Here is a 14742-nt window from a genome sequence, read left to right as displayed (position 1 = left end):
CTTGCGACGCTCTCACTCCAGTTCGTCGTCCCTTAGCCCGTCCAGTAGGTGTATTGCACCGTGTTTGTCCAGCGGGTCGTTGGCGTTCCCGCAGTGAGGCGACTGCACGCAGGCTGGACAGCCGTTGGCGCAGTCACACGCGGTCAGCATTGAGAGCGTGGTGTCCATCAGCGGCCCGATGTCGTGGTAGCCGGCCCGCGTCAGGCCGATACCGCCGGGGTACCCGTCGTAAATGAAGATGGTCGGCTCGCCGGTGTGGGGATGGCGTGGCGTCGACAGCCCGCCGATGTCGCCGCGGTCACAGAGGTACTCGAAGGGAAACATCGAAATCATCGCGTGTTCGGCGGCGTGGATGGCCCCTGGGAAGTCGCCGGCGTCACCACCGTCGGTCGCTGCATCGCCGGACTGATCGCCGCCGTCGCTTCCGCACTCGCTCCTGAGGCCGCTCTCAGCCCCGTACGCCCCCTGTCGTAGCTCACTTTCCAGGGCCGACGGTACGGTGTGGTACAGCGCCTTCGTCTCTAGGGTCGTCTCCGGTAAATCGAGTGAACGCTGGCCGAGCACCTCCCCGGAGGAGCCGTCGCGGCGCTCGTAGCCAGTGATCTGCTTGCGCATCGTCACTGAGGCGAAGCGGACCGGTACGTCATCGCGGGTCGGCAGTCGCCGCTCCGCCAGGTCCGCCTCGACGGTGATGGTCTTGTCGTGCAGGACGCGAGTGAAGTAATCGGCCCACGTCCGGTCAAGTTCAGCCACGCCCGTATCGATATCGAGGTCTGTCACCTCGTAGCGCCGGCCCTGATGGTGGTAAATCGCGCCGGGGTGGGCGTCCCGCAGTGCATCCTCGACGGGGAGTTTCGCTATCACGTCGCCCTTTGCGACGAGTTTCACCTCGCCGTCGTCGACGGTCCGCAGGTTCATGTCGTGGTGTGGGCTACCGTTGCCGAGCCAGCGCATTCCCTGATCGGTCTGGCGGCGGTCGAGCTTCCCGGCCGATTCGAGGCCGGAAACCACGTCGGGGAACGTCTCTCCGAAGTGACGGTCATCGTCCGGCGAGAGCCAGTTCTCACAGGCGGCCGCGTGAACGTGGTCCGGGAGGAGTTGCTCGTTTTCGGGGTTGGTCACGGCCTGTTCAGCGCCTGTTTCGAACAGCGCGTCGGGGTTGCGCAGGACGTACTGGTCCAGCTGGTCCTCGCCACCGACCAGCGCGACGAGCGCAGGGTCGGTGCCGCGACCGGCCCGCCCGGCCTGCTGGAAGGCCCGCATCCGCGTGCCGGGGTAGCCGTCCAGCAACACGGCGTCGAGGCCGCCCACGTCAACGCCCAGTTCGAGCGCGCTGGTCGACCAGACGCCCCGCAGGTCACCGGATTGCAGGCCCTGCTCCAGTTCGCGCCGCCGGTCATCGGTCAGTGCGGCCTGATACGCGCCGACGCTGTCGGCGAGATCGTGCTCGCCGCGACTCCGGAGTTCGTCGGCGCTGTCGCTAGCGTAGCGCTCGGCCGTCTGGCGCGACCCGGCGAAGACGACCGTCTGGAGACCTCGCTCGACGAGGTCAACGAACAGCTGTTTCGTTTCGACGTGGTTCGACTTCCGGCGGCCGCTCCCCCAGCCGTCGCCATCGTACTCGGGCGGGTTCCACAGCAGCCAGTGACGCGGCCCGCTGGCACTGGCGTCCTCATCAACCAGCACGAACGACGGCTCGGGTTGGCCCGTGACCGCTGCCGCGTGCTCCACTGGATTGCCGATGGTCGCCGAGCAACAGACCCACTCCGGGCCGCCCGCTGTCCCGCCGTCGCTTCCTGTGCCCGTCCCCCCAGCGTCGAACCGCTCGGCGACCCGCTGGAGGCGGCGTATCACCAGCGAGACGTGGCTGCCGAACACGCCGCGGTAGCCGTGGACCTCGTCGATGACGACGGTTTCGAGCCGCTGGAAGAACCAGTCCCACAGCCGGTGAGCGTGTGGCAGGATGCCGTAGTGGAGCATGTCCGGTGTCGTCAGCAACACGGTCGGCTGGCGCTCGCGGATGGCCTCCTTCTCGGATTTGGACTGCCGGCCGGTGTACTGGGCGACGGAGACGCCGGAGGCAAACCCGAGTCCCTGCGCCAGTTCCGACAGCGTCTCGGTCTGGTCGTTGATGAGCGCGACCTGTGGTGCGATGTACAACGTCGTCGCCCGGCGGTCCAGCGCCCGCTCGAACGCCGGGACGGTGTAAGCGAGGCTCTTGCCGCTCGCCGTTTCGGTTGCGAGAACGACGTTGTCACCGGATCGGACTGCCTCGATCGCGTCCACCTGGTGGGTGTAGAGGTCCGTGATGCCCCGGTCTTCGAGGACGCCGGCGAGCCGGTCCGCAACCTCGCAGTCAGCGGTCCGTGCGTCCCGACCGGGCACCGTCCGCTGGTCGACGATCTGTCCCTCGTAGTACGGACGGTCCCGGAGCCACGAAATCGTGTCGTCCACGGACGAAGTACGGGAGCGAAAAGTATCGGTGTTGCTGTTCTCGGCCGGGATACCTCAGTCGGCGGTGACTCAGTCAGTGGTCGACTGATTGAGCGGCGGTGTCGCATCGTGCTCCGGTGCGGGCGGCAGGGACCTCACCGCTGCAGGGAGCGCAGCCAGTGGGACGGTGTCGTGAGCGGTGCTGGCGTGGGTACTCTCATCCGTCTCGACAGCGAGGAAGGTATCGCCCGCCTCGATAACTGCACTGTTGCCCTCACCGGTTTCGCCTGCTATCACGACAGCATCGGCGGCCCGCGCGAGTTCGACCGCGCGCTCGCGGGCTGCGTCGTCGATGCCGGCGAAGGCCGGGATCGTGACCGCCTCACAGCCGAGATCCCGGGCGCGCTCGGCGGCTATATCCCCGGCGGGCACAACGCCGACACTGACACGACAGCCTGCCCCGACGAGCGCCGAGACGGCAGATGCCGCCGGCTTGCCAGTCCCGACGACGTGGACGCGACGGGCAACCGACTCTTGTTCAGCAAGCGGCGTCACAAGCGGCGCGTCGGTGCCGGGTTGGGTCGTCACTAGCGTCTCCGCGTCGAAGGCGTCCCGCAGCGTGTCGCTCGTGAGAACATCGGCGGGACGGCCCGCAGCACGGATGCCGCCGCCGGCGAGCAACACCAGTTCGTCGCAGTACCGGGCGGCCAGATTGAGGTCGTGGATGGCGGCGACGGCCGTCTTCCCGTCTTCGACCAGTGTCCGGACGAGTTCAAGCGTCCGGACAGCGTGGTTGATGTCGAGGTTCGCCGTCGGCTCGTCGAGCAGGAGGACCGGCGTCTCCTGTGCAAGCGCCCGAGCGAGGAGGACGCGCTGGCGCTCGCCGCCCGAGAGCAAGGTGAACGGGCGGTCGGCGAACTGGGTAACGCTCGCGCGCTCCATCGCTCGCTCGACGGCGCGCCGGTCGGCCTCATCCATCCGGTCGAACCGGCCGAGATGCGGTGTCCGCCCCATCTCGACGGTCTGCCTGACGCTGAAGTCGAACGACAGCGCGGTTCCTTGTGGCGTGCTCGCGACGAGGCGGCTCACCGCCTTCGCCGAGCGGTCCGAGATCGGCTCGCCGTCGACGCAAACCGTTCCGTTGTCCGGGTTGAGCGTCCCTTTCACCGCTCGCAGAACGGTCGTCTTGCCCGCGCCGTTAGGGCCGACGAGGCCGACGAGTGACCCGCGGTCGACGCTGAAATCGACGCCCGAGACGACCGATTGCTCACCGAAGGATACCGCAAGGTCGGACACGTCGAGCATCGGCCCGACTCGGTCCTGTTCCGGGTCCGCATTGTTGGGCCCAGCTGAGCCGCTCATAACTCGTGCACCTCCCGCTTTCGGAGCAAGTACAGGAAAAACGGCGCGCCGAGGACGGCGGTGACGATGCCGACCGGGACCTCGGCGCTGCCGGAGCGCGCGAGGGTGTCCGTTGCCACGAGGAACGACGCCCCGGCGAGGGCCGCCGTCGGGAGCAGTATCCGGTGGTCCGGCCCGACGAGCAGCCGCATCACGTGAGGCACAATGAGGCCGACGAAGCCGACGATGCCGGCGACGGCGACGCCCGCCGCCGTGATGACCGCCGATAGCGCGAGCAGGACCCGCTTCGTCCGTTCGACTTCGATACCGAGGCTCTGTGCGTCTTCCTCGCCGAGCAGCATGACGTTCAGGTCGCGTGCGTACGCGAGCAACACGACGAACGGGACGGCGACGAGTACGACGCTGGTAGTCACTTCGGGCCAGGACGCGCCTTTGAGATGACCCATCAGCCAGTACAGCGCCCGGCGGATGCTCTCGCCGCTGTGGAGCAACAGGAACGAGACCACCGCGCCCAGAAACGTCTGTATCGCGACGCCGGCCAGCAACAGCGTCGCGACCGGTGTCCGGCCGTTCCGCGTGGCGATAAGATAGACGCCGAAGGCCGCGACCAGCGCCCCCGCGAAGGCCGCGCCGCGGAGGCCGAGTCCGAACGGGATCACGACCGGCGCGACGATGAAGCCGACCGCGCCGACCGCTGCGCCGGAGGAGACGCCGATGATAGAGGGGTCAGCCATCGGGTTCCGGAAGATGCCCTGCATGATCGTCCCTGCAGCGGCGAGCGAGAAGCCGACGACCGCCCCGAGCAGTATCCGTGGGAGTCGGACCTGCATCACGATCTGTGTCTGGAGATCGCTTACGCCGTAGGAGAACATGTGGGCCGTGGTCACGTCGATGGCAGGGCCTGAGATCGAGATACCAGTCGGGACGACGACGGCGTTGAGCAGCACTTTCCCGACGACATCGGGCGGAATCCACACCGGGCCGATGCCGGCGCTCGTCGTCACCACGGCACAGAGGACGGCGACGAGCCCCGCCGACCACCCGACGGTCCGACCCGCGAAACGCATGTATGAAAGCCCAGTTGCAGTAGATAAGTATTTATTGCTCCTGACACCCGCCTAGGGTATGCGACGACTTTCTCTCGTATTCGTCTCTGTCTTGCTTGTCGGCTCGTTCGCGGGTGTCACTCCAGCTTCAGCAACAGCAGCCACACAAGCGGAGGGCTGCTCGTTTCCGGTCACGATGACCGACGCGACCGGGACTGAGGTCACTATTGAGGAGCGCCCGAATCGGGTCACGACGATCAACCCTTCGGCTGCCCAGACGATGTGGGAGATCGGCGGCCGCTCTCAGGTGGTCGGGCTCACCCAGTATGCAAGCTATCTGGACGGGGCTGAGAGTCGGACGAACGTCTCCGCGAGCTTCGGCGTCAACGTCGAGCGCGTCGTCAGTACGAACCCGGATCTGGTGATCGCGCCGAACGCCAGCGCCGGTGACGTGGCCCCGCTCCGACAGGCCGGGCTCACCGTGTATCACCTCCCTGCCGCGACGACTATCGGGGATATCCGGACAAAGACGACGACTATCGGACGCCTGACCGGTAACTGCGAGGGTGCGAGCGAAGCCAACGCCTGGATGGACGCGAACGTCGATTCCGTTCGGCAGGTCACCGCCGATGCCGAGGACCGACCGACGGCGCTGTATCCGCTTGGCGGGGGGTACGTGGCGGCGGGCAACACCTTCGTCACGTCACTCATCGAACTCGCGGGCGCGGAAAACGTCGCGGCCCGCAACCACACGAAATACCCACAGCTCAGCGACGAGGTCATCCTCCAACTCGACCCAGCGGTGCTCTTCGTCACCGAGAACACGGCGACCATCGCGACGACCGAGCCCTACGCCAGCACGACTGCGGGCGAGACCAATTCGACGGTCGCTGTACAGGTGCGGAACATCAACCAGCCCGCCCCGCGGAGCGTAGTCTCGTTCGCACACAACGCCACCGCGCAGCTCTATCCGGACCGGTACGACGCCGACAGCTACGTTCCCCGGTCAGCCGTGACCAAAACGAGCGAGCCTACGCCCGCGGACCACACGCCGAGCACTGACCAGTCCACGACCGACGCCAGCGGTCCCGGTTTCACAGCTGTCGCGGCGCTTGTCGCACTGCTGGCGCTGGTCTGCACACAGCAGTTCCGCCGCCGGAGGCTGTAGCGCCATGGACAAACAAGCTATCCGTGAAACAGTCTGGGACGCGCTGGAAGACCGCGGTATCGCTCGGTTTCCGTTTCCGCCCCACGACCGGATTCCGAACTTCGCGGGCGCGAGCGAGGCCGCACAGCGCTTGACCGAGACAGCAGTCTGGGACGCCGCGGAGACGGTGAAGGCGAATCCGGATTCGCCACAGCTCCCGGTCCGCCGGGCGGCGCTGCGGGCCGGCAAAACGGTGTATATGGCTGTACCACGGCTTCGGGACGAGCGCTGTTTCTACGAACTCGACCCCGACGACCTCGACGACATCGAAGCCGCGCCGGCGATTTCGAACGTCGCGGATCACGCCCGACAGGTCGGCCCTGAGGCGGTCGGGAGCGTCGACCTCGTCGTGTCGGGATCGGTCGCAGTCACCGAAGACGGCGCGCGAATCGGGAAGGGCGAAGGGTATAGCGACCTCGAATACGCTGTTCTCCGTGAACTGGGGCTGGTCGACGGAACGACGCCGGTCGTGACGACGGTCCACGAACTTCAGATCGTGGGCGGTCCGGCGGGCGTCGTCGACACCACTGCTCCCGTCGACGACCACGACGTGCCGATGGACTGGATCGTGACGCCGGACCGCACTGTCGAGACGGCGACTACACACACGACGCCAACGGGCATCGATTGGGACGCGCTTTCCGCGGACCGTATCGACGAGATTCCGGTGCTTTCCTCGCGCCGCCCCGACTGAGTGACCGGGCGCTATACCGGCTCAAACCCTGGTAATGAAAGCTTACCAGCGGTACAACTTTACCGCCACATGCCTTGGAAGGTGTATGGATACACCCGTGGCCACGCCGAACCGTCACGGGGCGGATGGAACTACCGGGCGGGTACGCGTTCTCTATGTCGACGCGGACTGCGACGACATCACGGCGGTCAAAGAGACGCTGACTGGTAGCGCCGACGAGTTCACTGTGACGGTATGTGAGACGGCGGACGACGCGCTCAATGCCCTCGAAGACGCGTCCTACGACTGCGTCGTTAGCGAGTACCGACTCCCGGACCGAGACGGAATCGAACTGTTGAGCGTGGTCCGGGACCAGTCCTTTGACCTCCCCTTTCTCCTCTTCACTGACGACGGCGACGAGAGCGTAGCCAGCGACGCTATCTCTGCTGGCGTCACAGACTACGTGACGAAAACGCCGCTTTCGGAGCAGACGGAACTGCTCCGACAGCGAATTACCTCCGCTGTCGCCCGCTATCAGGAGGAGTCGGACATCCTCGACCGGATGACCGACGCGTTCTTCGCGGTCGATGAAAACTGGGAGTTTACCTACGCTAACGAACGCGGCCGGCGCGTCATCGGCCGTGCGATGGCGGTCGACGGAGATACCACTGACTTGCTGGGGCAAAACATCTGGGAGGCGGTCCCGTCGATAGAAGGAACAGAGTTCAGCAAGCAGTACCGACAGGCGATGACACAGCAGGAGCCAGCGTCCTTCGAGGCGTACTTCGAACCACTGCAGACGTGGTTCGAGGTATCTGTGTACCCGTCGCCAACCGGGATTTCGGTGTACTTCCGTGACATCACTGAGCGCCACAAGCACGAGGAGGAGATAAGGGGTAGAGAGCGGACACTTCGAGAGATTTACCGGGTCATCTCCCGCAAGGATCTCAATTTCGAGGACAAGGTCGAGCGCCTGCTCGAAATCGGGCAGCACGCCCTCGGAACCGAAACGGCCGCGCTCTCACGCATCGATGGCGATATGTACGTCTTCGAAATCGTCCGCGACCGGAGAGGAGCCATCGAGGCGGGCGATGCAGTCCCGCTGGACACGACGAACTGCGAGCGGGCCGTCGTCGAGGAGCAGACACTGGTCCTCGCCGACATCGCCGAAGACCGACCGGAACTGGCTGAACGGGCTGGCTACACGGAGATGGGCGTCTCCTGTTACCTCGGAACGCCCGTTGTCGTCGACGGCTCGGTGTACGGCACGTTCTGCTTCTACGGCACGGAGCCCCGCGATTCCTTCTCCGAGTGGGAAGTCACGCTCGTGGAGTTGATGGGAAACTGGGTCAGTTACGAACAGGAGCGCGAACGCCGCGAACAGGAACTCACCCGCGAGCGAAACCGACTGGAGAAGTTCGCCAGCGTCGTCAGCCACGACCTCCGGAACCCGCTCAATGTCGCGTTCGGCCGGCTCACGCTTGTCGACGAGGCGTACGACGGGGACCCGGAGCACGTCGAGGCACTCCAGCGGTCGCTCGAACGGATGGACGAACTCATCGACGACGTACTCGCGCTCGCCCGCGGCGGCCACAAAGTCATCGACGCGACCGAAGCGTCGCTAGACGATATCATTACGGCCGCCTGGGACACCGTCGAGAGTTCGGACGCGACGCTCGAACGCGCCGACACGGACGCGCGGATCACGGGTGACCAGACACGTCTGCAGCAACTGTTTGAGAACCTCTTCCGAAACAGCGTGGAACACGGGAGCAGTCAGACGGCGGCCGATGAGAGCGACGATCCCGTAACCGTCCGTGTCGGGACGCTGCCGGACGGGCGGGGATTCTACGTGGCCGACGACGGTCCCGGTATTCCCGAGGACACGCGTGAAAAGGTGTTCGAGCGCGGCTACACCACAAGCGACGACGGGACCGGCTTCGGGCTGGCTATCGTCTCCGAAATCGTCGACGCACACGGTGCTCGGATTACCATCTCGGAAAGCGAGGACGGCGGTACGCGCTTCGACGTGACCGGTATTCAGATCGAGTAACTATAGCTGGTCGACGCAGTCTCGGATGAGGCCGTCGACGTTTTCGGGGAGCGTCGGGTGGTAGGCCCGGTCCGGCAGGTCACGCACGTCAAGGCCGAGTTCGACGATGGTCTGGAACGTCTTGGCGAAGCTGTCCGCGTGGTAGTGCAGGCCCTGCCAGCCGAGTACTGTTCCATCCGAAGCGTCGACGACGAGCTTCGCAAGCCCCTCGGGCACGTCTTTCGACTTGAACACGCCATCGTCGCTGGCCTGTCGCGTCGCCGTGACGACGTCGTAGCCCGCCTCTTTCGCCGTCTCCTCGTTGTGGCCGACGCGAGCGAACGGATACACGCCCAGCCCGGAGAAGATGACGTGGTGGTGGACGTTCCGGTATTCTTCGAGTGAGCCACCGGCCTCCTGCTGGAGGATATTCTCGGCCGCGGTGAAGCCCTGTTCCTTGGCGACGTGGAGAATCGGCTCTTTGCCGTTGACGTCGCCGACGGCGTAGATATGGTCTGCGTCACGAGTCTGCATCGTGTCTTTCGCCCAGTCGCCTTCGACGGAGACGGGTGTGTTCTCCAGGCCGAGCCCCTCGACGGTCGGGCGACGACCGGTAAACAGGAACAGCTGGTCGGCCTCGAACGTCTCCTCGCCCCCGTCGTCGTACTCGACGGTGAGGCGGACGCCGCCGTCCGCAGTCTCCTCCAGCTCCTTCTCGTAGCAGTTCGTCGGAATGGTCACGTCCCAGTTGTCCTCGTAGATGTCGAGCGCCTCGTCGCCGAACTCCGGGTCGCCTTCGTCGATTGGCCGGTCGTCGTGCTCGATAACGGTGAGCTCCATGCCGCCGGCCTCCGCCAGATACGGGACCAGCTCCATCCCGATGTACCCGAAGCCCATCACGATGCCTGAGTCAGGGAACTCCGTTGCGTCGAGTACCTGGTCGCTGGTCATGAAGTCGACCTCGTCGATGCCGGGCGTGTCCGGGACGTTCACGCTGGAGCCGGTCGCGATGACGACGTAGTCGGCCTCGTGTTCCTCGCCGCCGGCCCGGACCGTGTGCTCGTCGACGAACGTGGCAGTGTCGTGGATGAACGTCACGTCGTCGCGCTCGGCCATCTCGTGGACGGAGTCTCGCCGGTGCCCGGCCCAGCCCAGCACGTGGTCGTCCTTGCGTTCGACGACGGCCTCCAGATCAACTTCGGGCACGTCGCCGACGAGACGGTCGTCGTGGCGCGCCTGAAAGCGATGTGCCCCTGCGGAGAGCACTTCCTTGGATGGCATACAGCCACGGAGGATACAGAGGCCGCCGCCGGGCTCGCCGTTGTCGATGAGCGTGAGTTCGATGTCGTCCGCCTCGACAAGGTCGCCGGCGACTGCGGCCCCGGCACTGCCATACGCGCCGATGATAACGACGTGAGTCATACCAGTGCTAGGACGATGCCAGCAAATAAAGGCTTCAGTGGCGTGTTTCGCCCGGACACGACCGGGGTGGGCCGTGCCCGCGGCCACGGCTCAGTCGTCGCCGTCGACGGGTGCGGGTGGACGCGATCGCCCCAACCCGAGTAGGCCACGAATCGACCAGTCAGCGTTGAACACCCGGTCCCAGACGACGAGCGCGGACGGGATCACCATCAGGGAGGTGAGGAACGCGTACCCGATCGACATTGCCGTCAGGATGCCGAACTGGCCGATTGCGGGGAACACAGCCAGCCCGAGCACACCGATGCCGAATGTCGTGGTGAGCATACTCCCGAACAGCGCCCCGCCAGTCCCGCGAACCGTTCGGTCCAGTGCCGTTTCGAGGTCGTTCTTCTTGAACTCGTCGGCGAACCGGTGGGTGACGTGGACAGAGTAGTCGACCCCCAGCCCGATAGTTATCGCCAGCATTGTCGCTGTGAGCGCGTTGAACGGGATGCTGAGCAGTCGCATCGTTCCGCCGAGCCACGCCACTGTGACGACAACGGGAATCATGTTCACGAGGCCGAGCGACGGCCGCCCCTCCAGCATATTGTAGATGAGGATGAGGAACACCGATGAGCCGACAAGCGCGATCGCCAGTGACTGGATGGCTGACTCCAGAATGAGGTCCGAGACGGCCTGGAACACGACGACAGAGCCGGTTGCCGTCGCTTCATACCGGAAGTCGTCGGCAACGCTTCGCGCGTCGGCGGTCACCTCTGCGTCGGACGCGTCCGATTCGACCGTGTAGACGACGCGTGCGCTCCGATAGTCCTCAGTGATGTATTCGAGCGCCGTACTACGGGCCGGCGAGTCGAGCAGATACTCGTATATCTCCTCGAGATTATCGTCAGGGACCCCGTTGTCGTTCCGGTCGTTGCGTTCGACCATCCGGCGGAACTCGGGGTCGCGCTCTGCCTGATCCTGAATGACCGTCACGATAGATGTCGAATCAGCCCGCCCGTCTTCCCGGACGAACGAGTCCGGCGGGTTGTTGCCCGCCCGATACATCTGTTCGAGCGCCGCGTCGTTCCGCATTGGCCCCTCTACGTACACCGTCGCTTCACTGGACTGGGTCGTATCGAACCGCTCATCGAGGAAGTTCGTCACCTCCGTTACAGTGTATTCGCTTGGGGCGAACGGTTCCGGCAGGGCCTCGACGAAGTCCGGGTTTTCCTCGGGCGGCAGAAAGTCCTCCTGACTGAACGAGGTCGAGACGCCGGTGGCGTAGTAGCTGGCACCGACCGTCGACACGAGGATGAGTACGAGGAAGATGATCGGGGCGCGGTTCGCGATGACGACACCACCGCGCAACACGCCGCTGAGTGCCGAATCCTCTGCGCCCAGCGGCGTCTCGCTGAACGTCGGAATGGGGTAGCGCTGGCGGAGCCGGTCCAGTTCCACCTTTGCTGCGGGCAGGAACACCCCGAAGATGAGGAAGGTGAATGTGATACCGACAGAGGCCACGTAGCCGAAGTCCTGAATCGGCGGCAGTGCGCTGGTGAGATTCGCAGCGAACCCGATGACCGTCGTCCCGGTCACAATGAAGAACGCGACGAGCAGCTGGTCGGTCGTGATCCGCATCGACTTCTGGATAGATTCTCCGGTTTCGCGCTCCTCCCGATACCGGTTGACGGCGTGAATCCCGAAGTCGATACCGACTGCCAGTAACAGCGGTGGCACGGCAATGAGCATCTGCGAGAAGGGGATGCCGGCAAGCCCCATGAAGCCGAACGTCCAGACGACGGCCATAAACAGCGCGAGCAGGCCGAGTGCCATGTCTGCGAGGTCGCGGTAGGCAATCGTCAGGAAAAACAGGATGAACAGCACTGCTGCGGGCACCGTCAGGATGAGCGAGTCGCCGACGACGTTCGAGAACTCGTCCGCAACGATACCACTGCCGAACAGGGTAATGCCACCGTGGTCAGCGCTGGCGACAGTGAACCCGGACTGTTTCTGGATGCTCGTCAGCGGACTCGAACCACCCTGCCCCGACCCGGAGGAGATGCCGGCCGGGACCTCGTGTGTGACGACGCCGATTGTCGCCGACGCCGAGGCAGCTTTGCGGTTGAAGTCCTTGCTCAGTAGCGATTCGAACCGGGGATTCTGCTCGGCCGCGCGCCTGACGGCGGCATCGATCTCACTTGGCGTCGCTGATTCGACAGCATAGACCTGCTGTTCGGTCGTCGTCGCCTCCGGGTTTAGCTGTTGGGCGACGATGCTGGCGGCGCTTGACGTCGACGTGACACGGAGTTCCGCGTGCTGTTCTAATCGATGCTGTGACCTGAGCATCCGAAGCAGCGCCGGCTTCGAGAGCACGTTGGTCTCCCGCTGGATGAGCTGTGTACTCCCTGTATCCGGTGAGAAGGTCGGCGAGAACTTGTCATTGACCTCCTGCAGTGCCTCCTCAGCCGGCAAGTCGGTCGTAAACTGCGATGTCCCGGAGTTAGTCGAGACGCTCCCGAGGCCGGCGCTGAAGACCACCGTCACGACTAGGAAGAGAAGCACCACCTTCCGTGAATCGTGGACGATGCGGTCGTCCGCCCAATCGATGTAGCGCTGGTAGTCCATGCGTTAGCGGAACCTGAAGTAGCCGCCGATGGCCAGGGCGGCCACGAGTGCAACGCCGATAATCGCCGTTAGCGGCGAACTGCCACCGCCGGAGTTGGTCACCGAGACGGGAAGCCGGTAGGTGTCAGAGACCGGCGTATCTCCGTCCGGCTCCTCGTACTGGAAGTCAACCGAGACGGGGTAGTTCTTCGTCATCGCGGCACCGCTTGCACTGATACCGAACTCGATGGTCGTCGACTCGCCTTGGTCGAGGCTGTCGATGTACGCCTGGTCGTCCGAGACGGAGATCGGGGACTCGGCGAACAGCTTTGCCTCGATGTCGGTCAGTCGCTCACCGGCGTCGTTAGTGATGGTCACTTCGAGCGTGCTGGACCCACCAACGTTGACGGACGCGTTCGTCGACTCGACGAGGAACTCGTCGGCGCTACCGTCGACACTCTGCCGGACTTCGAGCGTGTCGCTCTCGCGCCTGTCGCCCTCGCTGTTGCGGTAGTTGGCGACGAAGTCGAACTGCCGCGGACCGGAGTTTGCGTTGTCCGACACCTCGGCGTCGAACGAGACGGTTGCCGACTCGCCCGGTTCGAGATCGCCGACCGCGTACTGGGTCTCTTTCGGTGAGATGTTGTCGTGGGTGCTCGCCCAGTTCAGGACGACGTTCCGAACTGTTCGGTCGCCGGTATTGGTCAGTGATGCTTCCAGCGTGCCGTCGTCACCTGCCTGCAGGGACGATTCGACGTCACCCATGGCGAAGGACTGTTCGGGCTCGGGTGTGAGTCCCAGCGAGATGTCGTCAGCGACGCCGGCATCGCCTTCGGGGTCGTCGTAGCTCACTGACCCCGATAGCGCGTAGCTCTGTGTCTTGGCATCGTCACTGGCGCTCGCGTCAACGCTCACTGTTCGCGTTTCACCCGGCTCCCAAGAGCCGACGAACTGCGACGTGGATTCGGACTGTCCGAACGTAATCGCGCTGTTCTGCGTGGTAAGTGTCACTGTCGCGTCTGAGACTGTGACAGGCCCGTCGTTGCGCAGAGTCACATTGTAGGTCCCGGAGTCACTGACAGCGACATCGCTATCGGTACGTTCGACAGTGAACGTTTGCTCGCGGGCAGGTGTAATTCCGAGCGAGGAGGCGGAGGTACTCTTTCGTACCCCGTCCGTGTCGTCGAAGTCGACTTGCAGGTCGAACTGGTACGGTTCGGCTCTGGCGTCACCGCTCGCACCGACGCGATACCGGAGCGTCCGCTGTTCACCAGCTTCCCAGGTATCGATGAACCGGGAGCTGCTGGTGTCGCTACCGACTGTGAGTTCAGGGTTTGTCGACTCCAGCGTTACTGAGGCTTCTCGGGCTGGTTCGTCACCAGTATTCTCGACGGTGACTGCGACCGTCCCAACCGAGTCAACGCGCGCCCCTGAATCGACGCTCACCACGTCAAAGGCCGCGTCGTCGTCGATTTCGAGTTCGAGTTCGATCCGTTCGGTGGTGGATTTTTCGTCACGTGCGCCGTCACCCTCGGAAATGTAGCTCGTGTATTCGTACTCGACGATGACGGGAACGGTGTAGTCTCCGGGACTTGCGTCGTCATCGACGCTCACCTCGAAGGAAATCGGCTCTGTCTTGCCTTCCGGGACGGAGCCGACGGCCTGCTTGTTCGTTGTCACCGTGATCGGGGCATCTCCGTCATTGACCTTGACTGTGGTACCGCGGGCGGTCGTTACTTCGCTACTCCGAACCGCCTGCGTCGTCGGGCCGGAGTCGACCGTGCCGCTGTTGACGAGCACAACGTCGAGTGTCGTCTCCTCACCGGGCGTGACGGTATCATCGACGAACGTTGCGTCGAAGTCGGGGCTCCCGGATACGGCGGCGATCGCCGTTCCGGACGCCATGAGCAATGCGATAACAGCCAGCGTCAGTAATGTTCGTGGTTTCATGCGTAGGACACTTCGGACATTCCTTACCGTT

9 protein-coding genes are annotated in these 14742 nt (G+C 64.5%); 3 read left to right on the top strand and 6 right to left on the bottom strand.

Annotated elements, in window-relative coordinates; all coding sequences use genetic code 11:
• Window positions 1–12 precede the first annotated feature (12 nt).
• The 3 genes from C443_RS09675 to btuC all read right to left on the bottom strand — a co-directional run bounded on the left by C443_RS09675 (window position 13) and on the right by btuC (window position 4862).
• Complete coding sequence (locus tag C443_RS09675; RefSeq protein WP_005535942.1) at window positions 13–2454, bottom strand: DEAD/DEAH box helicase; 2442 nt, start codon at window positions 2452–2454, stop codon at window positions 13–15.
• Window positions 2455–2523: 69 nt separating this feature from the next.
• Window positions 2524–3795: an ATP-binding cassette domain-containing protein gene (locus C443_RS09670; RefSeq protein ID WP_005535941.1), complete on the bottom strand. Its 1272-nt coding sequence runs from the start codon at window positions 3793–3795 to the stop codon at window positions 2524–2526.
• Window positions 3792–4862 carry a vitamin B12 ABC transporter permease BtuC gene (gene btuC / locus C443_RS09665; RefSeq protein ID WP_005535940.1) on the bottom strand — a complete coding sequence of 357 codons (1071 nt, stop codon included), beginning with the start codon at window positions 4860–4862 and terminating at the stop codon, window positions 3792–3794. Before btuC ends, C443_RS09670 begins: the two co-directional genes overlap by 4 nt.
• 58 nt (window positions 4863–4920) lie before the next feature.
• On the opposite strand from btuC, the gene C443_RS09660 reads away from it, so the two are divergent.
• From C443_RS09660 to C443_RS09650, 3 genes are all read left to right on the top strand, one after another.
• Complete coding sequence (locus C443_RS09660; RefSeq protein ID WP_005535939.1) at window positions 4921–6009, top strand: PGF-CTERM-anchored ABC transporter substrate-binding protein; 1089 nt, start codon at window positions 4921–4923, stop codon at window positions 6007–6009.
• Window positions 6010–6013: 4 nt separating this feature from the next.
• Complete coding sequence (locus tag C443_RS09655; protein ID WP_005535938.1) at window positions 6014–6742, top strand: 5-formyltetrahydrofolate cyclo-ligase; 729 nt, start codon at window positions 6014–6016, stop codon at window positions 6740–6742.
• An 85-nt stretch (window positions 6743–6827) separates the two neighbouring features.
• Window positions 6828–8774 carry a hybrid sensor histidine kinase/response regulator gene (locus C443_RS09650; RefSeq protein ID WP_005535937.1) on the top strand — a complete coding sequence of 649 codons (1947 nt, stop codon included), beginning with the start codon at window positions 6828–6830 and terminating at the stop codon, window positions 8772–8774.
• On the opposite strand, the gene C443_RS09645 is transcribed toward C443_RS09650, so the two are convergent.
• The 3 genes from C443_RS09645 to C443_RS09635 all read right to left on the bottom strand — a co-directional run bounded on the left by C443_RS09645 (window position 8775) and on the right by C443_RS09635 (window position 14711).
• Window positions 8775–10175: a dihydrolipoyl dehydrogenase family protein gene (locus C443_RS09645; protein ID WP_005535936.1), complete on the bottom strand. Its 1401-nt coding sequence runs from the start codon at window positions 10173–10175 to the stop codon at window positions 8775–8777.
• Window positions 10176–10265: 90 nt separating this feature from the next.
• A complete protein-coding gene (locus C443_RS09640) occupies window positions 10266–12782 on the bottom strand; it encodes an efflux RND transporter permease subunit (protein WP_005535935.1) in 2517 nt (838 codons plus the stop codon).
• 3 nt (window positions 12783–12785) lie between these two features.
• On the bottom strand, window positions 12786–14711 hold the full coding sequence (locus C443_RS09635) for a COG1361 S-layer family protein (protein WP_049943991.1): 1926 nt from the start codon (window positions 14709–14711) through the stop codon (window positions 12786–12788).
• Window positions 14712–14742 lie beyond the last annotated feature (31 nt).

Source organism: Haloarcula argentinensis DSM 12282, from assembly GCA_000336895.1.
GTDB classification, from domain to species: domain Archaea; phylum Halobacteriota; class Halobacteria; order Halobacteriales; family Haloarculaceae; genus Haloarcula; species Haloarcula argentinensis.
This window is presented reverse-complemented; position numbering and strand designations above follow the sequence as displayed.